Annotated in this window: 13 protein-coding genes, 1 tRNA gene, 1 other RNA gene and 1 riboswitch; of the genes, 10 read left to right on the top strand and 5 right to left on the bottom strand. The window is 62.4% G+C overall.

Going from position 1 to position 23260, the window contains the following annotated elements; genetic code table 11:
* Window positions 1-56: 56 nt before the first annotated feature.
* The 5 genes from recR to DESUT3_RS01025 all read right to left on the bottom strand — a co-directional run bounded on the left by recR (window position 57) and on the right by DESUT3_RS01025 (window position 3473).
* Window positions 57-656, bottom strand: a complete 600-nt coding sequence (recR, locus tag DESUT3_RS01045; protein WP_221250611.1) for a recombination mediator RecR — start codon at window positions 654-656, stop codon at window positions 57-59.
* A 248-nt stretch (window positions 657-904) separates the two neighbouring features.
* Window positions 905-1219 (bottom strand): YbaB/EbfC family nucleoid-associated protein, encoded by a 315-nt coding sequence (locus DESUT3_RS01040; protein WP_221250610.1) that lies wholly within the window; start codon window positions 1217-1219, stop codon window positions 905-907.
* Window positions 1220-1298: 79 nt separating this feature from the next.
* Complete coding sequence (gene dnaX, locus DESUT3_RS01035) at window positions 1299-2999, bottom strand: DNA polymerase III subunit gamma/tau (RefSeq protein ID WP_221250609.1); 1701 nt, start codon at window positions 2997-2999, stop codon at window positions 1299-1301.
* Between the two features lie 75 nt (window positions 3000-3074).
* An RNA gene (gene ffs / locus DESUT3_RS01030) (signal recognition particle sRNA small type) lies at window positions 3075-3173 on the bottom strand.
* A 212-nt stretch (window positions 3174-3385) separates the two neighbouring features.
* Window positions 3386-3473: transfer RNA gene (locus DESUT3_RS01025), tRNA-Ser, on the bottom strand.
* Between the two features lie 304 nt (window positions 3474-3777).
* Between DESUT3_RS01025 and DESUT3_RS01020 the strand changes: the two genes are divergently transcribed.
* From DESUT3_RS01020 to DESUT3_RS00975, 10 genes are all read left to right on the top strand, one after another.
* On the top strand, window positions 3778-5277 hold the full coding sequence (locus tag DESUT3_RS01020) for a sensor histidine kinase (protein ID WP_221250608.1): 1500 nt from the start codon (window positions 3778-3780) through the stop codon (window positions 5275-5277).
* A 381-nt stretch (window positions 5278-5658) separates the two neighbouring features.
* Window positions 5659-6138, top strand: a complete 480-nt coding sequence (locus DESUT3_RS01015; RefSeq protein WP_221250607.1) for a chemotaxis protein CheW — start codon at window positions 5659-5661, stop codon at window positions 6136-6138.
* Complete coding sequence (locus DESUT3_RS01010) at window positions 6135-7664, top strand: CheR family methyltransferase (protein WP_221250606.1); 1530 nt, start codon at window positions 6135-6137, stop codon at window positions 7662-7664. Before DESUT3_RS01015 ends, DESUT3_RS01010 begins: the two co-directional genes overlap by 4 nt.
* Window positions 7654-8196, top strand: a complete 543-nt coding sequence (locus DESUT3_RS01005; protein ID WP_221250605.1) for a chemotaxis protein CheW — start codon at window positions 7654-7656, stop codon at window positions 8194-8196. Before DESUT3_RS01010 ends, DESUT3_RS01005 begins: the two co-directional genes overlap by 11 nt.
* A gap of 51 nt (window positions 8197-8247) precedes the next feature.
* The gene (locus DESUT3_RS01000) at window positions 8248-9999 is read left to right on the top strand and encodes a methyl-accepting chemotaxis protein (RefSeq protein WP_221250604.1); all 1752 of its coding nucleotides are present in this window, start codon (window positions 8248-8250) and stop codon (window positions 9997-9999) included.
* A gap of 49 nt (window positions 10000-10048) precedes the next feature.
* Window positions 10049-12376, top strand: a complete 2328-nt coding sequence (locus DESUT3_RS00995; RefSeq protein WP_221250603.1) for a hybrid sensor histidine kinase/response regulator — start codon at window positions 10049-10051, stop codon at window positions 12374-12376.
* A 37-nt stretch (window positions 12377-12413) separates the two neighbouring features.
* Complete coding sequence (cheB, locus tag DESUT3_RS00990) at window positions 12414-13454, top strand: chemotaxis-specific protein-glutamate methyltransferase CheB (protein WP_221250602.1); 1041 nt, start codon at window positions 12414-12416, stop codon at window positions 13452-13454.
* A 28-nt stretch (window positions 13455-13482) separates the two neighbouring features.
* A complete protein-coding gene (locus tag DESUT3_RS00985; RefSeq protein ID WP_221250601.1) occupies window positions 13483-15837 on the top strand; it encodes a GGDEF/EAL domain-containing response regulator in 2355 nt (784 codons plus the stop codon).
* Between the two features lie 26 nt (window positions 15838-15863).
* Complete coding sequence (locus DESUT3_RS00980) at window positions 15864-19457, top strand: response regulator (RefSeq protein ID WP_221250600.1); 3594 nt, start codon at window positions 15864-15866, stop codon at window positions 19455-19457.
* Window positions 19458-19571: 114 nt separating this feature from the next.
* Window positions 19572-19665, top strand: a riboswitch (cyclic di-GMP riboswitch).
* Window positions 19666-19788: 123 nt separating this feature from the next.
* Window positions 19789-23220 (top strand): PAS domain S-box protein, encoded by a 3432-nt coding sequence (locus DESUT3_RS00975; RefSeq protein WP_221250599.1) that lies wholly within the window; start codon window positions 19789-19791, stop codon window positions 23218-23220.
* Window positions 23221-23260 lie beyond the last annotated feature (40 nt).

Below are 23260 nucleotides of genomic sequence, written 5' to 3'. Positions count from 1 at the left end.
GCGCCGATTTTTCGAAAATAGCAAGTATACGGCAGGAAGAAAAAAAAACAACCGGCTCAGATCTCGCGACGCCCTTCGACGGCACGGACCACCGTGGCCTCGTCCACATACTCCAGATCGCTCCCCATGGGGATGCCGTGGGCCGGGCGGCTCACCCGGATACCCAGCGGGTGGATCAGGCGGGCCAGATAAAGGGCGGTCGCCTCGCCTTCGACCGTGAAATTGGTGGCGATCAGCACCTCTTCCACCGGGCTGTCGCGGAGCCGCGCCAGCAGCTCAGCCACCTTGAGATCCTCCGGGCCGATCCCGTCCAGAGGCGAGAGGGCCCCGTGCAGCACATGATAACGCCCCCGGAACGAGCGGCTGCGCTCGATGGCGATGAGATCCTGGGGGTCTTCCACGACGCACAGGATCCGCTCGTCGCGCCCGGCATCCGTGCACAACGGGCAGGGGTCGCTCTCGGTGATATTGAAGCAGACCGAACAGTAACCGACCCTGGTTTTAAGCTCCAGGATCGCCTCGGCCAGCGCCTGCGCTTCGCTGGTGGACTGGCGCAAAAGAAAAAAGGCCAACCGGGTGGCGGTCTTCTTGCCGATGCCGGGAAACTTGCCGAGTTCGGCGACCAGCCGGGCCAATGACGGGATGGAGTCTAGCATGGGTTTCTTTTAGATTCCAAGCATTTAAAATGCTGTTCTATTTATTTTAAGGTGACCAAATTTTTCCGTAACAAGCTTTAGAAAAAATAAAATAAATTGGTCTTACCAGGCGAAAGTAATACCATGCGTGGCGTATACGAAGCAAGGATTTTCAAGTTGGCTCAATTTTTTTACTCCGGATAAAAATCTGCCTCCGTCAGGCCAGGCCGACGGAGGCAGATTTCAAGCACGCGGTATGGCTGGCGCCATCAAAACATGCCGGGGAGGTTGAGACCACCGGTAATCTTGGACATCTCCTCCTGCATCATGGCCTGGCTCTTTTTCACCGCCTCGTTGACCGCGGCGATCACCAGATCCTGCAGCATCTCGACGTCTTCCGGATCGACCACGCTTTTCTCGATCTTCAGCGACAATACCTGCTGTTTGCCATTGACCACCGCGGTCACCATGCCGCCGCCGGCAGTCGCTTCGACCTCACGCCCTTCCAGCTCCTGCTGCATGCGCGCCATCTTCTGCTGCATCAGCTGGGCCTGCTTCATGATGTTGCCTAAACCTTTGGACATATCGAGTTACCTCCATAAATCACCGCCCGAGGCGGGTTGGTTTTGCGTTTTTAGTTTTACCAGTTACCAGTCACCGGTTTCAAACAAACCCCTTGTCGATGGGCTTGATCTCACGAATCTCCCCTTCGAAGATCTCCACGGCTTTTTTCACCAGGGGATGGGCCAGCGCGTCCTCACGCAAGCGGTTGCGGCGGTCACTCTCCTTGGCCTTGCGCTCCTCGACCAGCGAGGGAGGCGCCTGGGCCCCCTGCCCGGCAACCGGCGACACCCGCACCAGCACGTCCTGGCCGAAAAACTCTCCAGCCAGCCCCTTGAAAACCTCCAGGGTTTCGGCATCCTTCATCTGCTCGAGATGAAAGGAGCTCTCGGCGAAACCGACATGCACCTCTGGCAGCTCCAGCTGCAAGAGCCTGCCGTGCTCGAGGATCGAGCCGATCCGCGGACGACGGGAGCGGACGAAATCGACCAGCCCCTGCCACCCGCCGGCGCCCCCGGACGCAGGTGGCGGGGCTTCAGGCTTTTTTGGCGGCGGCTCGCTGGGCTGGGGCGGCTCCTCCATCGGCGGCGCGGGGGTCGCCGGCCGGGCCTGAGGCGGCGCGGACGCCGGCGCGGCGGCCGGCAAAGCGGCCCCGCCGCCGAGGCGCTTTTCCAGGGACTCGAGCTTGCGCACCAGCGATGCCACATCGCGGGCCGGCGGCAGCTGGGCAAGGCGCACCAGGGCCATCTCCATGGTCAGCCGCGGAAACGGCGAGGCGGCCAGCTCGGCCTCGGTCTTGAGCAGCAGGGTCAGGGCCCGCTGGTGGTCCTCAAGGCTGGCGGTCTCGGCCAGGGCCTGCAGCTCGCGCAACTCGTCGCCGACCACCTCCAGCATCTCGCCGGGATCGGGCAGAACCCTGCACATGACCAGCGCCCGGAACAGCTCGACCAGCTCCTGGCAGAACTGGCGGAACGAGTGGCCCAGGTTGTCGACCCGGCGCACCGCCTCCAGGGCGCGATGGCTGTCGCGCTGCAGCACCCCCTCGACGGTATCCAGCAGCAGTCGCCGATCGACCATGCCGAGCAACCCGAGCACCTCCTCGTCGGAGACCTGCTCGCCGCAGAAGGCGATCACCTGGTCGAGGGTCGAGAGCGAATCGCGCATGCTCCCTTCGCCACGCCGCGCCACCAGTCCCAGAGCGCGGTCGGAAATCGTGATGTTCTCGGCATCGACAATCTCGCGCAGCCGGGCAGCCACCCGCGGCAGGGGGATCTTGCGGAAATCGAAGCGCTGACAGCGCGAGAGAATGGTGACGGGGATCTTGTGCGGTTCGGTGGTGGCGAAGATGAACTTGGCGTGTTCGGGCGGCTCCTCCAGCGTCTTCAGCAGGGCGTTGAAGGCGTTGATGGAAAGCATGTGCACTTCGTCGATGATGAACAGCTTGTAGCGCGAGCGCGACGGAAGGTAGCGGATGGTCTCGCGCAGTTCGCGGACATCGTCGACGCCGGTGTTGGACGCCCCGTCGATCTCGAACACGTCGACGCCACGCCCGGCGGCGATCTCCTCGCAGGAGGGGCACTCGTTGCAGGGTTGGGGCGAGAGCCCCTGTTCGCAGTTGAGGGCCTTGGCCAGAATGCGGGCGGCGGAGGTTTTACCCACGCCCCGGGCGCCGGTGAACAGGAAGGCGTGATGAACCCTGCCGGAAGTGATGGCGTTGCCCAGGGTCCGGCTGACGTGTTCCTGTCCGACCAGATCCTCAAAGCGCTGGGGCCGCCACTTGCGGGCCAGTACCAGATACGACATGGGGCGACCGGGTCTCCGTTGATTGGGGGTTGCTGCGCGGCTGAGGGACCAGAAACAAGTATTGCCGGCACAAGTGACAGCCAGGCGCCCCCGCGGCACACGGCTGAGGCCGCTGCCGCTGCTCCCTTCCGGGCCTGACGGGGTTCACGGCCGTCCGTTGCGCGGGACCCGGCTGTCACTTCTGTCGGCAATGGCTGCCGGTGGCTTGAATCGTCGGTTTTTGACTGGCGGAGAGGGAGGGATTCGCCACTCTGTCACCGGCTTCACGCCGGTTCCGGCGTCGGCTCCCCTGCGCTCGCTGACGCGGCCCGTCCGGGGCCGCTTTTCAGCCACTGGCTGCGCTCGCTCCGCTTCGAATCCCTCCGGGAGATTCTACGGTTTTTGACTGGCGGAGAGGGAGGGATTCGAACCCTCGGTACCTTGCGGTACACACGATTTCCAGTCGTGCACCTTCGGCCACTCGGTCACCTCTCCGCAGATTGGGCAGGATACATCAGGGCAGGTATCCTGTAAAGGAATTTCTGCCCCCTGGTGTGCGGGCACCAGGGCCGTCCAGCGAGACAGGCGTGGCAGTTTTTACAGGATTTGCCTGGTGCTGTCAAGAGCCCGGACCCGCATTTCAGGAAAAAGTAACCGGCACACCTCTATCCCTGCTCCTGGCCGGTGCGATACAACGGCCCACATACTTGAGCAACGGCCTTGACTTCCATTAATAAAATTGGGATTATTTAACTTGATTTTCCCCTGACGGATTCCTCTGTTTTTCCGGGAGCAAGGCATGGCCAATGATCCCCGCAGCATCCTTCTGGTCGAAGACGAACGGATTCATGCCGAACTGCTCCGACGGGCCCTTCTATCCCGCTTCCCCGATTTGCAGCTGCACCATGCGCAGACCCTGGGCGAGGCCCGCGCGATCCTTGGACAGAGCGCGCCGGAGCTGGCCATCGTCGATCTCGAACTGCCGGATGGCAGGGGAACCGACCTGCTTGCCGAGGTTTCCGGCTCATTCACCCTGCCGGTGCTGATCATGACCGGTCAGGGGGATGAAGCCGTAGCCGTCGAGGCGATCAAGGCGGGGGCACTCGAATACGTGGTCAAATCCGCCGCAACCCTGGCCGATATGCCCCGGATTGTGGAAAGGGCCCTGCGCGAATGGCGCAACATCGCCGAACGCCGGCGAGCCGAACATGCCCTGAAAGAGAGCGAACAGCGCTTCCGGTCGGTTTTCGAATTTGCCCCAGCGGGGATGGCCATCGTCAGCAACCAGGGCCGGGTGCTCCAGGTCAATCCCGCCTTCTGCAGGCTCTCGGGCTACAGCGAAGCCGAATGCCTGGAAAAGCACGTGCTGGAGGTCACTCACCCCGATGACCGCGAGGGGTCGCGGCGTCTGTACGAGGAGCTGCGCAGCGGCAAATTGAACCACTTCGACTGCGAGAAACGCTATCTCTGCAAGGACGGCACCGTCCTCTGGGGGCGCGCCACGGTGGCCGGGGTTTACAGGGAGGACGGAGACCTGGCCTACTGTGTGGCCATGGTCATGAACATCGACGAGCACAAACAGGCCGAAGCCAAGCTCCAGGAGGCCTACCGCGAGCTCGACACTTTCGTCTCCACGGTATCCCACGACCTGCGGCTGCCCTTGACCCCGATCATCGGGTATGCGGATTTTCTGCGCCAGGAATACAGTGGCAGCCTCGACGAATCGGCCCTGCAGATCCTGGAAACCATTGCCGCCCAGGGGCGCCGGATGACCAGGATCATGGAAGACCTGCTGACGCTTTCCAAGCTCGACCGGATCGACGCCCCCAGGGAGGCGGTGGATACGGGCCTGGTGGTACGCGACACGGTCAAGGACCTGTCCGAGGCGATCAAGGCTGCGGGGACCACGGTTGCCATCGCCCCGCTGCCGGCGGTGTTCGTTCCCGAGTCCTTCCTGCACCAGGTCTTTTCCAATTTGATCGGCAACGCCGTCAACTACGCTGGCAGGTACTCTTCGCTGATCGAGGTCGGCTGCGAATCCGGCGAGCAGAGCCTGCGGTATTTCGTGCGGGATCGAGGCCCCGGCATCCCCGAGAGCGACCTCGAAAAAGTTTTTGATCAGTTTTACCGCTGTGGGGATTCCGCGGGCACTTCGGGGACCGGCCTGGGCCTGGCCATCGTGGCCAAAATCGCCCGAAAATTCGGCGGCAGGGCCTGGGCCGAGCAGACCCCCGGCGGAGGCGCCACCTTCTGGGTGGAATTCCCGCGGGAACCCTCAGTCAAGGCAGTCAACGAATAGACTTCCGGAATCCCCTCCCCTCAATCCGGCAGCCCGGGCGGTGGCGAAACGCCAAATGACCGTGGACTAACTCGTCCAACCCGGGCAAATCACGGGCCCAAAGAAATTCCCCGCGCAGTATAAACGCCCTCATCCCCGCTCCTCGACCGGCGCTCCCCGCGCCCCCGATCTCCCTGGTTTTTTCTTTCCCCGCCGCACCACCAGCCCCAGCTTGGCCTAATGTTTGCTTACTCATTTACTCACGGCAATCCTTTGGAAAACTTTAAGCACTCCTTGTCAATATTCAATAATTACATATCATTAGCACTCAGTTCCGGACAACCAAGGCACGGACACTGGCCATTTAATGCATAAGCGTCTCCTATTGAAGGCGATTTTTTAATGAAAACTTCGGATCAACTGGTAATTTTCTCGCTGAATGGGATCAGCTGCGCCCTGCCGCTGCCTGCAGTCGAGAGAGTTTATCGTGCCGTGGAGGTGACGCCCCTTCCCAAAGTGCCAAAAATTGTCCTTGGCCTGGTCAATACACGGGGAAAGCTCCTCCCGGTACTCGATATCCGGAGCCTCTTTTCGCTTCCGCCCAAGGAGGTCGAGCCGAGCGATCACCTGCTCATCGCCCGCACCGCCAGAAGAACAGTCGCCCTGCTCGTTGATCAGGTAACCGACACCCTGGTGCTTGACGAATCGCGGCAGGCGGTGACCATTCCCGGCGATATCGTCCCAGGAATCAAACACCTGCAGGGGGTTGTCAAACTAACAGACGGGCCGCTGCTGATCCACGACCTGGATACGTTCCTGTCCATCGAGGAAGAACTGGCCCTCGACCTGGCCCTGACTTCTTCCGAGGCCCAAGATCGGTGAACAGGGATTTCGCCGATGCCAGGATGGACGCTCTCAGCGCCCAAGTGTCCAGGCGGCTCGGGCTGCACTTTCCCCCTGAGCGCTGGCGGGACCTTTCCCGGGGAGTCGAGGCGGCCGCCCAGGAGTTGCAGTTCTCCTCCCCGGCCGCCTGCCTGGAGCATCTGGCGGCCGGGGGCCCCTGGAGCCGCAGGGAGACGGAGGTTCTTGCCAGGGTTTTGACCATTGGCGAAACCTATTTCTTTCGCGATCCGCAGGTCTTCGACCTCATCCGGACCCAAATCATCTCCCCCCTCGCCGCCTCCCGGCAGGGGCAGGAGAAGCGGCTGCGTCTCTGGAGCGCCGGCTGCTCCACCGGCGAAGAGGCCTATTCCCTGGCCATGCTTCTGGATCAGTGTCTTGGTGGCGGGAACGGCTGGGATATCACCATCCTGGCCACGGACATCAACCCGGCCTCTCTGAAAAAGGCGCGCGAGGGGGTCTATACCCGCTGGTCGCTGCGCGGCAACCACCCCTGGCTGGAGCAGGGCTACCTGCAGCCCGCCGAGGGAGGTCGCCTGCAGGTCGTACAGAAAATCCGGGACATGGTGCGGTTTTTTCCGCTGAACCTGGCGGAGGACACCTATCCCTCCCTGCTCAACAACACCAATGCCATGGACTTGATCCTGTGCCGCAACGTGCTGATGTACTTCCATCCCGAGCAGTTGCGCAGGATCGTGGAAAACTTCCACCGCTCTCTGGTGGATGGCGGCTGGCTGATCGTCAGCGCCTGCGAGACCTTCAAGGTTCTCGGCGAACGGTTCAATTGCGTCAGCTTCCCCGAGGCCTTTTTCTACAGGAAGGAGCCCCACGCCCCTTCCGGATCATCGCCCGGGGAGGCAGCTCCCCCGACAGCGAAACCCTGCCCGCCCCGGACGCCGCGCCGGTCCGTGACCGCGGCCGACATCAGCAAGAAAGGTCCACCGGCTGCCGAAGGGTCGTTGTTCAAAACCGGTGAACCTCCCGGCTCGCCGTCGCCCGGCGGGGAGCGGGACTCCCTGGAAAAGGCGGCGGAGCTCTTGCGGCAGGGCTGCTACGAGCAGGCGGCGCAGCTGGCCCATTCGCTGTTGGGTGAGCCCCGGAAACCGGCGGCGATGGCGCTGCTGTCGCGCATTCGCGCCAACCAGGGGCGCCTTGCCGAGGCTGCCGACTGGTGCGAGAAGCTGCTGGCCCTGGACAGGCTACAGGCGGAGTTTCACTACCTGCAGGGGACGATCCTGCTGGAACAGGGGCAGCCGGAGCAGGCCGCCGCGGCGCTGGAGAGGGCCCTGTACCTGGACCGGGATTTCGTCCTGGCCCACTTCACCCTGGCGCACCTGTGGGAAAAGCTGGGAAGACGTACCCGGGCTCGAAAGCACCTGGAGAATGCCCGCAGCCTGCTGCAGGCCAAACCGGCGACCGAACCCCTGCCGGGAGCCGACGGGCTGACGGCTGGAAGACTGCTGGAAACGGTAAACCTCATGGCCAAGGGAGACGCATATGGCACCTGAAGGCAACGCGGAGTGGGCAAGAGAAACCAGACGGGCCCTGCTCAGGGCTCGCGCCCGTGCCCTTGCCGAAGATACGGGCGACCAGGAGTCCCTGGAGACCATCGAACTGCTGGAATTTCACCTGGCCCACGAGGTCTACGGCGTCGAATCGGCCTACGTGACCGAAGTCTACCCGCTCAAGGATCTGACGCCGATTCCCAGCACCCCTGAATTCGTGCTCGGCATCATCAATGTGCGGGGACGCATCGTGTCGGTGGTTGACGTGAAGAAATTCTTCGATCTACCGGAAAAGGGGCTGACCGACCTCAACAAGGTCATCATCCTGCAGTCGGCGGGGATGGAGTTCGGGATCCTGGCCGACGTCATCGTCGGGGTGCGCAAGATCCCCGCCGGCGAGCTGCAGCCGCCCCTGCCGACCCTGACCGGCATCCGCCTCGAATACCTCAAGGGCATCGCCGGGGGGAACCTGGTGGTGCTGGATGCCGCCAAGCTGCTGGCGGACCGCTCGGTGGTGGTCAATCATCAGGGATGACCCCCCTGAGGCCCGTCGGAGTCTTTTTTCTGTCCCAAGGGAGCATATGCCGTGAAATGGTTCGTTGATCTACCCACCCGCTTCAAACTTCTGCTCGGCTTCGGGCTGATGGTCCTGTTTCTCCTCGGCCTGACCCTGAGTGCCCAGCGGACGATCGTGCAGATGGATAAAGCCAAGCACGCGCTGGTCGAGGGGGAGCTTCGCTTCGCCATGAACCTCGCCGAAATGCGCGCGCATTTGAATCACAACTGGATCCGCATCCTGCAGATGCTGCAGACCTCGGACCGAGCGCAGCTTAGGCAATTCTGGCAGGATGTCGAGGGGAATGCCGAGGAATTCGACGGCCATTGGCAACAGTCCCTGGGGTTTATCCAGGGGCACCAGGAGCTCAGGGAACGATCGGACAATATCGGCGCGATTCTCGCGGAATACCGTCAATCCCGCCAGCAGATAAGGGACCTTCTTTCCGACGGGCAGACATCGGAGGCCCAGAGGATCGCCTGGGAGTTTCAGGAGGCCCGCTACCTGAAAATCGAGCAGATGCTCTCCGAAATGGGGGTGGTGGCCAACGATATGGCCAAGCTGGCCTTGGCCCGCTCCAAGCAGCATGTGCGAGGCGCCACCCGGGTCTTTCTCGCCATGGGAATCCTGGCCGGCCTGACCGGCCTGGTTCTGGTCTTTTCCCTCACCCGGATTATCGCCAGGCCTCTGAAATCCGTGGTCGAGCTCGCCGAGCGGGTCGCCGCGGGCGAATTGACCGAAGCGGCAAACCCGACCCCCAGGCGCGACGAGGTGGGCGACCTGGAAAAGGCCTTTGCCCGCATGTTGCGGTCATTACGGCAGATGGCGGAGACGGCCGAACGGATCTCCTCCGGGGACCTGACCATGACCGTCAGCCCCCAGTCGGACAAGGATTCCCTGGGGCACGCCTTCGCCTCCATGGTGCAGGGGCTGCGCAAGATCACCGGCGAGATCCACGAGGGGATCAACGTGCTGGCCTCCTCCGCCAGCGAAATCATGGCCGCGGCCTCCCAGGTCTCCGCCGGCGCCGCCGAGACCTCGGCGGCGGTGACCCAGACCACCACCACGGTCCAGGAGGTCAAGCAGACCGCCCAGCTGAGCAGCCAGAAGGCCAAGCTCGTCTCCGGCGAATCCCAGGCCTCGGCCCAGTTGCTGGAGGAGGGCAAGCAATGGATGGATGAAGCCGTCGAGGGCATCCACCAGGCCCAGGAGAAAATGGCCTACGTCTCCGAGGCCATTCTCAGCCTCAGCGAGCAGAGCCAGGCCATCGGCGAGATCATCGCCACGGTCAACGACCTGGCCGAGCAGTCCAACCTGCTGGCGGTCAACGCCTCCATCGAGGCGGCCAAGGCCGGCGAACAGGGCAAGGGGTTCGCGGTGGTGGCCCAGGAGGTCAAGTACCTCGCCGAGCAGTCCAAGCAGGCCACCAACCAGGTACGCTCGATCCTGAAGGACATCCAGAAGGCCACCGGCACCGCGGTGCTGGCCACCGAACAGGGGGCCAAGTCGGTCGAAGCCGGGGTGCGCCAGACCCGCCAGGCCGGCGAGGCCATGCAGAAGGCGGTGATCTCCTCGGGCCGGGTCACCCAGGCGGCGCTGCAGATCGCCAAATCGAGCGACGAGCAGCTGGTCGGCATGGACCAGGTGGCCCTGGCCATGGGCAACATCAAGGAGGCGAGTCTGCAGAACGTCTCGAGCACCAAGCAGACCGAAACCGTGGTGAAGGGGCTGCACGAGCTGGGGCAGAAGATGAAGGGACTGGTGGAACAGTTCAGGGTCTGAGCCTCCGGCAGCGGGGAGTTCCTGACTGAACCTGTATTGAGGATGCGTTATGGGGACCAAGGACGAGGCTTTTCGGCTGCGACTTCTGGAGACGTTCCGCGGCGAAGCGAAAGATCATGTCCAGACTCTTTGTTCGGGCCTGGTTGAACTGGAAAAGGCCCCTGCGGAGGATCGCAAATCGGCTCTCGAGGTCGTTTTCCGCGAAGTGCACAGCCTGAAAGGGGCGGCGCGTGCGGTGGAGATGCGCGAGATCGAGGCCCTCTGTCAGTCCGTCGAGAGCGTCTTCGCCGCCATGAAACGCGAGCAGCTCGAGTTGACCGAAGCCCTCTGCGACCTGCTCCATCAGTCCGCCGACCTGCTGGGGAAACTGCTGCCGGCATCGGGTGAGGCAAAGGCATGGGCGAGCCAGGTTGCCCCCATGCAGGAGCAGCTGGCGCTGGTTCTTAAAAATACCGCGCCGGCCGGTACCTCAAGCTTTGTGGGGGAGCACCCTTCGGCGCCCTTTTTCCCGGCGGCTGATATCGAGGCCATCCCGGCTTCCCCGGCAGAGCCCCGCCCTTCCCAGCCAACCACCTTGCCCCAGGAGGAGGTGGCCGAACTGGTCAAGGTTCCCGCGGCCAGGCTCAAGGCAATCCTGGTGCAAACCGAGGATTTTCTCTCCGAAAAGCTTGCTTCCCGACAGCGGACCGACCAGCTGAAGGGGATCCTGGAACAGTTTGCCGCCTGGCAGAAGGATTGGGACCGGATCCGGCCCGAGCTGAGCTTTTTTCGGCGCATCCTCGACCGCCAGGCGAGCCCGCAGCAGGAGGGGGCCGAACGGAAGAAACTGGGCAGACTGCTGGAGTATCTGCAGGAGAACCGAGCCTTCGTCAACGGCCTGGAAAACTCTCTGAAAACCCTGGCAAAGGCCTCCGAACAGGAGAGCCGCTCTCTCGGCAACAGGGTCGATGCCCTGGCGGAGCAGGTGAAGAAGTCTCTGCTGGTCCCCTTTTCCCTGCTGCTGGAACCCCTCCCCAAGTTGGTCAGGGACCTCGCCAGAGCCCAGGGCAAGGAAATGGAACTGAAAATCTCCGGAGATCAGGTCGAGATCGACCGGCGGATCCTGGATGGAATCAAGGACCCCCTTATCCACCTGGTCCGCAATGCCGTGGACCATGGCATCGAACCCCCCGAGACGCGACGGGTCAAGGGCAAACCACGAAGCGGAACCCTGGCCCTGCATATCGCCCGCCGGGAGGAGGGGAAGGTGGAAATCCTCGTCTCCGACGACGGCGCCGGCATCGACCTGGAAAAGGTGAAAGAGACGGCTCTGCGCGAGGGCGCCTTGAGCACGCGAAACGGTGCAGCCTATTCCGAGCAGAGAATCCTTGCCTGCATCTTCGAATCGGGGGTTTCCACCAGTTCCATCATCACCGACCTGTCCGGGCGGGGTCTGGGCCTGGCCATCGTCCGGGAGAAAGTGGAAAAGCTGGGCGGAAGCGTCACCGTAGAATCCAACCCGGGCGCGGGGACCCGTTTTCGCCTGCTGCTGCCCACCAGTCTCGCCGGGTTCCGGGGGGTGGTGGTCCGCGTCGGCGACCAGCTGCTGGTGGTGCCGGCCGGCAACGTCGAAAATGTCCTGCGGGTGACCAGCCAGCGGATCAAGACCATTGAAAACATGGACTCCGTCCAGATCGGCGGCCAGGCATATTCCCTGGTCCATCTCGGCGAGGTCCTGGGCCTGGCTGCCCGGACCAGGGAACCGGCGACGGAGGGGCGAAGGCAGGTGGTGGTGCTGGGTTCGGCCGGCATCAGCATCGCGTTTCAGGTCGACGAGGTCCTCGGCGATCAGGAAATCCTGATAAAGAACCTGGGGCCGCAGCTGCAACGGGTGCGGAACGTCGCCGGTGCGACGTTCCTGGGGAGCGGCAAGGTCGTGCCGGTGCTCAACATACCGGATCTGCTGCGCTCGGCGGTCCAGGCCCGCCCCTCTGCGCCCCGAGGCGCCGTTGAAGATGACCAACGAGGCAGGGAGCGCCTCTCGGTTCTGGTCGTGGAAGACTCCATCACCTCCCGGATGCTTTTGAAAAACATCCTCGAGGCCGCTGGCTACCAGGTGGAAACCGCGGTGGACGGCGCCGACGGCTTCACCAGGGCCAAAAGCGAAAGTTTCGACCTGGTCGTCTCCGACGTCGACATGCCGCGGATGAACGGCTTTGACCTCACCGCCAAGATCCGGAGCGATAAGAAACTTGCCGAAACGCCGGTGGTGCTGGTCACCTCGCTGGAAAGCCGGGATGACAAGGAGCGGGGCATCGAGGTCGGGGCCAACGCCTATATCGTGAAGGGCGACTTCGACCAGAGCAACCTGCTGGAAACCATCGGCCGGCTGATTTGAAGCACAGACAAAATGAATAAATTCAAGGAGTTATCATTTGATCAAAGTCCTGATCGTAGAGGATTCTCCGACCGTCCAGGTCCTGTTGAAACACATCCTGGATTCCGACCCGGGCATCGAGGTGATCGGGGTGGCCGGCGACGGAGTGGAGGCCCTGAAGGCATTGCAGAACCGCCGGGCCGACCTGGTCACCATGGACATCAACATGCCCAATATGAACGGGCTCGAGGCAACCCGCCGCCTCATGGAAACCTGCCCCACCCCGGTGCTCATCGTGACCGGCAGCAATGACCCCAAGGAGGTGGAGCGCTCCTTCGACCTGCTGGAAGTAGGCGCCCAGGCCATCACCGGCAGGCCGCCGGGCCCGGGAAACCCGAACTTCGAGGCTGCCGCTGCCCAGTTCCTGCACCTGGTGAAAACCCTGGCCGAGCTCCGGGTGGTCAGAAGATGGCCGCGAAAGCACCAGCCAGAAGCTCGACAAGCGTTGCCGAACCCGGCCAGCCCGGGGAAGGTCGACCTGGTAGCCATCGGCGCCTCCACCGGAGGCCCGGCGGTGCTTAAGACCATTTTGTCGCGCCTTCCCGCCGGGTTTCCAGCTCCGCTGGTGGTTGTTCAGCATATCAGCGAGGGATTTCTCGACGGGTTTGTGGAATGGCTCAACCATTCCTCGAGGGTCCCGGTGCAGATCGCCAGGCACGGGGAAGACCTGCTGCCGGGCAGGGCCTATGTCGCCCCGGAAAATCGCCACCTGGTCGTTGCCCCCGGGGGAAAAGCACACTTGCTCGGGGGGCCGCTGGAAAATGCCCAGTGCCCCTCCATCTCCTGGCTGTTTCGCTCGGTCGCCGAAACTTACCGGGATAATTCGGTGGGAATTCTGCTCACCGGCATGGGCAGCGATGGTGCCGAGGGGCTGCTGATGATGCGCGATGCCGGGGCGCTCACCATCGCCCAGGACGAGGAAAGTTCGGTGGTCTACGGCATGCCCAAGGCCGCCGCCGCGATCCAGGCGGCCCGCTACCGTTTATCACCGCAGGCCATTGCGGGGATGCTGACCGACCTGCTTGCTCGAAGTCGTTGAACGAATCGAAAGAGAAGGAGTTGTTTCCATGAACCTCCAGGGAGAGGACAACTTCGTGACCGGGAAAACCGGTCATCTGCTGATTGTGGAGGACAGTCCCACCCAAGCCGCCCAACTCAGCCACGTGCTGGAAAGCAACGGCTTCGAGGTGCGCAGGGCGGGCAACGGCAAGGAGGCCCTGCTCGCCATGCAGCAGGCCCGGCCGCAGATGGTCATCAGCGATATCCTCATGCCGGAGATGGACGGCTACGAACTCTGCCGGCAGATGCGCCGCGACCCAGATTTAATGACCATCCCGATCATTCTGCTGACCACCCTGCATGACCCGACAGACATCATCAAAAGCCTGGAGTGCGGGGCCAACAATTTTCTCATCAAGCCCTACGATGACCAGCAACTCCTCTATCGCATCAGCCAGCTCGTTTCAAATATCCAGCTTCGCTCCAGAATCCAGGTCGAGAACTACATCAAGGTCCATTTCCGGGAGAAAAACTACCTCATCACCGCGGACCGCCTGCAGATTCTCGATCTGCTGCTCTCCACCTATGAGACCGCCTACCAGCAGAACCTCGAGCTGCTGCAGGCCCGTGATCAGCTGAAATCCTTCAACGAGCGTCTCGAACTTCAGGTCGAGCAGCGGACCGCCGCGCTTCAGGCGGAAATCCAAGAGCGGGAAAAGGCCCAGGTCCAGGCGCACAACGCCTATACGGAGCTGGACCAGATTTTCAACTGCGCCGCCGACGGCATGTGGGTCATTAACCGGGACTACCAGGTGCAGCGGATCAATGACGAAATGGCCCACCTGGCGGGCTTCGCCCAAAGCGAGATGCTCGGGAAAAAGTGTTTCGAAGTGTTTCCTTCCGCGGAATGCCATACCGCACAGTGTGCCCTGGCCCGGGTCATGAACAAGGAAAAGCACGTCCACCGCGAAACCCTCAAACAGTCCCGCAAGGGGCGGAAAATTCCGGTCATCGCCACCGCGGCCCCGCTCCCCGACCCCCAGGGGAATATCCTCGGCATCGTGGAGAACATCAAGGATGTCACGGATTTCCGGCGTCTGGAGAATCAGCTGGCCTACCTGACCAATTATGATCACCTTACCGGGCTGCCCAACCGCAACCTGCTCAACGACCGGTTGCGGGTTGCCCTTGCGGAGTCCAGGCGCTCCGGGGGGGTGCTGGGGCTGATGTTTATCGACCTGGACCAGTTCCAGAAAGTCACCGACTCCCTCGGTCACCCGGCCGGCGACCGGTTGCTGAAGGCGGTGGCGGAGCGGCTGGAGCATCTGCTGCGCGCCGGCGATACTCTGGCCCGTCCTGGAGGGGACGAGTTCATCCTGCTGCTCTCCGATATCGACCAGGTGGAGGACGTCATCTATATCGCCCACAAGATCCTCCAGACCCTCTCCACGCCCCTGGAGCTCGACGGCACGGAAATCTTCATTACCGCCAGCCTGGGCATCGCCATGAGCCCCGACGACGGCGAGTTGCCCGAAACCTTGCTGAAAAACGCCGATACCGCGCTGAACCGGGCCAAATTCGACGGGGGGAACACTTACCGGTTCTTCTCGCGGGAGATGAACCTGGAGGCCGTGGAGAGGCTGGCCCTCGAATCCAGCCTGCGCCGCGCCCTGAACAAGCGGGAGCTGTTTCTCGAATACCAGCCCCAGGTGGAGATGGCCAGCCGCCGGGTCATCGGGATGGAGGCCCTGGTGCGCTGGCAGCACCCGGAGCTGGGACGCGTTGCGCCGGCCCGCTTCATCCCTCTGGCCGAGCAGAGCGGGATCATCTCGGCCATCGGCGAATGGGTGCTGCGCACCGCCTGCGCCCAGGCGGAGGCCTGGCGGCAGGCAGGACTGCCTGCCATGAAGGTCGCGGTCAACGTCTCCGGCCGCCAGCTGGTCAATCCGGACCTGGTCGACATGGTGGCAGCTGTGCTCGAGCAGACCGGGCTCGACCCCGGCCTGCTCGAGCTGGAGCTGACCGAAAGCTCCGCCATGAAGAACGCCGAGGAAACCATCGCCATGTTCCGGGAGCTGAAGCGGCTCGGCGTATCCCTGGCCATCGATGATTTCGGCACCGGCTACTCATCCCTGAGCTACCTCAAGAAGTTTCCCCTGGATCGCATCAAGGTGGACCGCTCCTTTGTCATGGATATCACCACCGACAGCGACGACGCCGCCCTGGTGAAAACCGTGATCGACCTGGCTCACAACCTGAAGCTCAAGGTGGTCTGCGAAGGGGTGGAAACCCGGGAGCAGCTCAGCTTTCTCGGCGACCACCAGGCCGACGAGATCCAGGGGTACTATTTCAGCCGCCCGCTTCCCGCGGACAATTTCCTCGCTTTCATCCGCAACCAGGTAAAGAACCAGGCGATAGGCTAACGGCAGCCGGCAAGAAGGACAAAAGCATGCAAAACAGGGAAGTTGAAATCCTCATCGTCGAAGACAGCCCGACCCAGGCTGAGCAATTGAAGCAGATCCTCGTCAGCAACGGCTATACGGTTTCCCTGGCCGGCAACGGCCGGGAGGCCCTGGTGGTCCTGCAGGAGAACAGGAGCACCAACTGGCTCGTGCTGAGCGACATTCTCATGCCGGAGATGGACGGCTATGGCCTCTGCAGGGCCATCCGCGGCGACGAGCGGTTGAAAAATGTACCGCTCATTCTGCTGACCCAACTGCAGGACCCATCGGACGTCATCCTGGGACTCGAATGCGGTGCCAACAACTTTTTAATAAAGCCGATCGAGGAGAAATTTCTCCTGTACAAGATCCAGCAGGTGGTCGCCAATCAGGAACTGCGGAAAAACGCCCGGTCGGAGATGGGCATCAACGTGTTTTTCGCCGGGAAAAACCATTTCGTGACCTCCGACCGGCTGCAGATCCTCGACCTGCTGCTGTCCACCTACGAACACACCTACCAGCAGAAGGTCGAATTGACCCGGGTCCGGGACGAACTGAGGCGGAGCAACGAAAACCTGGAAACCCTCATCGAGCAGCGAACCGCCGAGCTCAAGGCCGAAATCGTCAGGCGCCAGGAGGTGGAAGACTCCCTGCGCGAAAGCGAGCACCGCTACCGGACCCTGTTCGACACCATGCTCGCCGGGTTTGCGCTGAACGAAATCATTCTGGATGCCGACGGCAGGCCCTGCGACTGCCGGTTCCTCGAAATCAACCCCTCCTTTGAACGGATCACCGGCTTCCCCCGGGAGCAGGTCATCGGCAGGCGGATCCGGGAAATCCTCCCCGGCGCCGAGGCAAGTTGGCTCGAACAGCTCGGCGAGGTGGCCCTGACCGGCCAGACCCGGCGCTTCGAAAACTATTCGCCAGCCCTCGACAAGCACTTTGAAGTGCTGGCGTACAGCCCGCAAAAAGGGCAATTCGCGATCACCTTCACCGACATCACTGCCCGCAGACGCGAGAACGAACTGCTGGCCAACCTCGCCAGGGGCATCAGGGTTGACGGCGAAGACTTTTTCCAGACCCTGGCCCAGTACATCGCCCGCACCCTGCATGTCGATCGCGCCATCATCGGGGTCCTCGACGAGCAGGCCCCGGGGCGGGTGAACACGGTCGCAGTCTGTTCCAAAGGCCGGATTGGCGAAAATTTCTCCGTCCCCTGGGCGGGAACCCCCTGCGAAAAACCGGTCCGGGGCAAACAGTGCGTGTATCCGGAGGGGGTCCGGGAACAATTCCCCGATATCCAGTTGCTCAAGGAATGGGAGGTGGAAAGCTATATCGGAGTCCCGCTGATCGATTCGGCAGGCCGGGTGCGGGGACAGATCGCCGTGATGCACTCGCGCCCCATCGAGGAAGTCGCTGCCGCCACGGCCCTGCTGCAGATCTTCGGCGCCCGGGCCGCCGCCGAACTGGAGAGGCTCACCGCAGAACGGGAGCTGGTGCGATCAAGGGACTTCTACCTGTCCATTTTCGAAAAATTTCCGACCATGATCTGGCGGGCCGACAGTGAGGGGAGGGTCAATTATTTCAACCCGGCCTGGTTCAGCTTCACCGGCCGCGGCCGGGAAGAAGAGCAGGGGTTCGGCTGGATGGAGGGGATCCATCCCGACCAGCGCCGGCAATGCCTGCAGACCTACCGGGACGCCCTGCGCAACCGGCAACCGTTCAAAATGGAATGCCGTCTGCGCCGCCGCGATGGGGTCTACCGCTGGATCCTGGCGCTGGGTCAGCCCTTTGAAGATCTCAACGGGGCATACAGCGGATTCATCGGCACCTGCCTGGATTTCACCGAGGAGCGGCTGGCGCTGGAAAACGAACAGCGCAGCCACGACCTTTCGGAGGCCATCAGCGCGGCGACCCTGGCTTTCTTGCAGACCGGCAACATCAACAACATGGCCCAGGAACTGCTCCAGCGCTGCATCGGAATCACCGGGGCGCGCCTGGGGATGCTGCTTGACCTGGAAGACGGCGACATGGCGCGGATCCTGGCCATTGTGGCAGCGGACCGCGCCGATGAAAAGATCAACTGTTTTGTTGAAAAGGTCGAAACGACCATCCAGCACCGGGGCTTCGCCGCGGTCCCCCCCTGCACCTGCCTGATGTTCTCCGCCACCGCCATGGAAAAACCCGTGATGGAAAACACCTCTATCGAGGGGCAGACCTCCAGTCCGGCCATGCCCGCAGGTCACCCGCCCATCGAATCTTTTCTAAGCGTACCGCTGCGGGTGGGCGAGGAGACTCTCGGAATCCTGGCCATGGCCAACCGCCCGGGGGGCTTTACCGCCCGGGAACAGGCTGAGGTGGAACTGTTCGCCCGCACCGCCGCCCTGGCCCTGCAGAGCGCCCGCGCCGAACTGGCCCGCCACCGGGCCGTTGAACACCTGCGCACCGCGCAGAAATTCGAAGCCGTCGGGCGCCTGGCGGGGGGGATCGCCCACGACTTCAACAACCTGCTTTCGGTCATCAACGGCTACAGCGACCTGATGGTCCGCAAAATGACCGACGAGGAGCCGTTCAAAAACGATGCCCGGCTGATCAAGCAGGCCGGGCAGCGCGCCGCGGACCTGACCCGGCAGCTGCTCGCCTTCAGCCGGCGCCAGGTCCTCGAGCCCCAGGTGATCGATGTCAACAACCTCATCCGGGGTCTGGAAAAGATCCTCCAGCGGCTGATCCGCGAAGACATCGAACTGATCTGGTCGCTGCCCGAGCAGACCGGCTGCATCAAGGCCGACCCGGGCCAGATCGAGCAGATCCTGATCAACCTGGTGGTCAATGCCCGGGATGCCATCGAGGACCTGGGGAAAATCACTGTCAAAACCCTGAACAAAGAGTTCGATGAATCCTGCGCGGCCCGGCATCCCGGCCTGAGCCCCGGAAGCTACGTCATGATTGCCGTGGGCGACACCGGCAAAGGCATGTCCGAGGAAGAGCAGTGCCACATCTTCGAACCCTTTTACACCACCAAGGAGCAGGGACGAGGCACCGGCCTGGGATTGGCCACGGTCTACGGCATCCTCAAGCAAAGCGGCGGCTACATCCTGGTGGAAAGTGCCCCGGGGCAAGGGTCCACCTTCAAGGTGTTTCTGCCCCGGACCGAGTCCCCGGAGACGCTCCAGCGGGACGACCCCGCCCCCGAGCCCCCCGGGTCCCGAAAGAACATCCTGGTGGTGGAAGATGAAGTGGAGGTGCTCAACATCGTTTCGAGGATGCTCGAGGAGTACGGGTTCGCGGTGCAAAAGGCCGACACCCCGGATCAGGCTTTGAAAATTTTTCAGCCGAGGCGGGTGGACCTGCTGATCACCGACATGGTCATGCCCACCATGAGCGGCGCCCAGCTGGCGGCCCGGTTGAAGGAACGGGATCCGGGGCTGAAGGTGCTCTTCATGTCCGGCTATGGGGAGTTTCACGGGGAGAATCTTCCCCGGAGCAACGGGGAGCAGTTTTTCATCCAGAAGCCCTTCAGCCCAGAAAAGCTGATTTCCCTGGTCAACAGGATACTCGGCTCCGGCATCAACGGAAAAGATGCAGCGAACACTGAAAATTGACCGGCCAACCATCACAAATGGCATGTTTTCTGAAAGATAGACACATAGAAAAGGCCATACGGTCACTTTATTGACACGCCTGTTCGGTCAGCCCAATCACCGAACTCGCCCTGTTGCCGATAATCGCAAACCCAGAGAGATCTGGCGACGCAAAGCCACGGGTCCTGAGCCACCGCACCAACGGCGCATGGACAGCCGGGTTGCCGAAGAATGGGGATACGCTGCCTGCGCGCAAAGCCGGGCATCAAGCGTCCATCTCTTTGACCCGGAGATGGGCGCTTTTCAGTTTTTTGGCCAGCAAAACACCTCAAACCCTATGAAAAAATTGGCCATGAATGAACTTGCGGCAAAGCTGCAGCGGCTTTGGGCGGACATCAGTCTGAAGATCAAGATCGCCCTGCTGGCATCGGGGCTGGTGCTCGCCTTGACGGGAATCATCGCCAGCTTCCTGTTCCACAATTTCGAACGGCAACTGCAACAGAACCTCTATCACCAGCAGTTTTCCCTGGTCAGCGCCCTGGCCGAAAGTATCGACGAAAAACTCGAGTTGGCCCAGGCCGCCTTGGTGGCGGCTGCCCCTCATTTTCAGCATGATGGCAGCGACCCCGAGGGGGTGCAGGAGTTCCTCGACGACCTCTACGGGCTGCGGGAGCTATTCGACCGGGGGCTTTGTCTGTTCTCTCCCGAAGGGGACCTGGTTGCTGCGACGCCATTCGCCCCGGATCAGCGCGGGAAAAACTTCGCTTTTCGCGAATACTTCCGTGAGACGGTCACCAGCGGCCTGCCAGTTATTTCCGAACCTTATTTCTCCAGCCGAGAAGACCGTGCTCCCTCGATTATCCTGACTGCCCCCATTCACAACAAGGAGGGAAAACTCATTGCGGTCATGGGCGGCGCCATGGACCTGCTTGGCAAAAGCTTTCTGGCGCAGATCGCCACGGTCAAGATCGGCCTGAGCGGCTATGTCTATGTTTACAATACCGACCGGACCATCATCGTCCACCCGGACCCGAGCCGGATCCTCCAGCAGGACGTCCCGCCGGGGGTGAACCCCCTTTTCGACCGGGCCCTGGAGGGTTTCGAGGGGACCGGGGAGACGATCAACTCCCTGGGTCTGCGGACCCTCTCCTCCTTCAAGCGCCTGAAAAAGACCAACTGGATCATGGCGGCCAATTTCCCGGTGGATGAAGCCTATGCCTTCATCACGCAGGCAAGAACTGCGGTCTGGCAAGGCCTGCTGATGATCACCCTGCCGATTCTGGCAGCCACCCTCGGCCTCATCCACCTGTTGCTGCGCCGACTGCAGAGCCTCACCCGACATGTGCAACGCCTGCCGCAGAAGCAGGGGCCGGAAAAGCAACTCCCCATCGGCGGAAAAGACGAAATCGGCATTCTTGCCCAGGCATTCAACGCCTTCGTGAACGAGCAGGGGCGATATCAGCAAACCTTGGTAGAGGCCAAGGAAGAGGCGGAAAAAGAGCGGGCCAGATCCGAGGCGGTCATCGCCGGAATCGGCGATGGCCTCAACATCATAGACCGCGATTTCAAGATCCTTTATCAGAACCAGGTTACCCGGGATCTGATCGGCGACCGGATCGGGGAAGACTGTTATCAGGCCATTCACCAGCGCAAAGAGCCCTGCCCCGGATGCGCCATAGCAGGAACCTTCCGGGATGGCCGGATACACATTCAAGAGCATATCACTGAGATCGGCGGGAAAACTATTTGGGTGGAAATTACAGCCTCCCCCATCCGTGACAGCGACGGAAAGATCGTGGGTGGAGTCGAGATCGTCAGGGACGTCACCGCCCGCAAGACGGCCGAGGAGCGCCTGCGAAAAAGTGAGCACCTGCTTTCGGAGACACAGCGCATCGCGGGGATCGGCAGCTTCGACCTGGATTTGAAAACCTTCGAGCAGACCTGGTCGGAGGAGCTCTACCGGATCCACCAGCTGCCCCCGGGAACCCCGGTGACCTATGAAACGATTTTCGCCTTCAATCCCCCTGAGGACCGAAGCCGGATCGACCAGGCCGTGCGGGAGGCCATCGAAGAGACCGGGGAATACGAATTCGAACACACCATCATCCGCCCCGACGGCACCACGCGGATCATGCAGGCCATCGGCAGGGTCATCTACGACGAGGCCGGCGCACCGCTGCGGCTGATCGGGACCTGCCAGGACATCACCGAGCGCAGGCAGGCCGAGGAGCAGCTGCGCATCCTCTCCGAGGCGGTCAAGCAGAGCCCGGTGTGTATCGTGATCACCGACCCGCAGGCGAGAATCCAGTACGTCAACCCCCGCGTCACCGAGCTCACCGGCTATCGCCCCGAAGAGGTCATTGGCGACACCCCCAGCCTGGTGGCCTCGGGCAACACCCCGCGGGAAGTCTACCAGCAGCTGTGGCAGACCCTCGGCCGCAAGGAGAGCTGGCGGGGCGAGTTCCAGAACCGCAAGAAGAACGGCGAACTCTATTGGGAGCAGGCCCTGATCGCGCCGATCCTGGATGCCGCCGGGAAGATCACCCACTATATCGCCATCAAGGAGGACGTCACCGAGCGCAAGCAGAGCGAGGAGCGGATCCGCATGCTTTCGCTGGCCGTCGAGCAGAGCCCCGCCCTGGTCATGATCACCGACACCGGCGGCCTCATCCAGTACCTCAACCCCAGGTACGAGCAGGTGACAGGCTATGCCGCGGAGGAGCTGGTGGGCCGCAACGCGGCGGAGCTGGGCGACCAGGATCCCCTGGACCGGGAGAACATGTGGCTGGCCCTCTCGGCCGGCGAGGAGTGGCAGGGGGAGTTCCGCAACAAGAAGAAATCGGGAGAGGTTTTCTACGAGGCGGCGGCCATCTCGCCGGTGAAGAACCCGGCGGGGACCACCACGCATTTCGTCAAGGTCGCCGAGGATATTACCGAAAGCAGGGCCCTCGCCCAGCAGCTTCGCCATGTTCAGAAAATGGAGGCCATCGGCCAGCTTGCCGGAGGGATCGCCCACGACTTCAACAACCTGCTCACCGCCATAATCGGCTACGCCAGCATCCAGCAGTTCAAGGCTGCAGAAGGCAGCTCCCTGAAATCGGACCTGGCCGGGATCATCGCCGCCGCCAACCGCGGCACCCGGCTGACCAAAGACCTGCTGGCCTTCAGCCGCAAGCGCAATCCCGATCTCGAACTCCCGAGACCGGACGCCCTGGACCTGAACGACATCATCGAGCGGGGCTGCGAACTGCTGAAGAGGCTGATCGGCGAGGATATCGAGCTGGTCGTCGAGCTCAGTCCAGAGAAACTACCCGTCCGCGCCGACCGCCACAACCTCGAGCAGGTCCTGCTCAACCTGGGCACCAACGCCAGGGACGCCATGCCCCAGGGTGGCCGGCTCTGCCTGCAAAGCCAAAAGGTGCACCTCGACCAGCAATTTGTGGCCAGGCACGGCTACGGCATCCCCGGCGACTATGCCCAGCTCTCGGTTTCCGACTCGGGGTGCGGCATGAGCCGCGAGACGGTCGAGCGGATTTTCGAGCCGTTTTTCACCACCAAGGAGGTGAACAAGGGGACCGGCCTGGGGCTGTCGATCATTTACGGCATCGTCAAGCAGCATAAAGGCTTCATCACCTGCGGCAGCCAGCCGGGCCAGGGCACCACTTTCCGCATCCTGCTCCCCCTGAACCGGGGCTCGCGGCTGGAGCAGGAGTTGTCCAGCCTGGAGAGCCCGACCTGGGAACTGGAACCTGTCCAGGAAGCCGAAAAGGACTATCGCATCTGAGTGGGTCGGGGTTCGACCCGGGCAGGCGTTTCAAAAAACC

Source organism: Desulfuromonas versatilis, from assembly GCF_019704135.1.
Taxonomy (GTDB): domain Bacteria; phylum Desulfobacterota; class Desulfuromonadia; order Desulfuromonadales; family NIT-T3; genus Desulfuromonas_A; species Desulfuromonas_A versatilis.
This window is presented reverse-complemented; position numbering and strand designations above follow the sequence as displayed.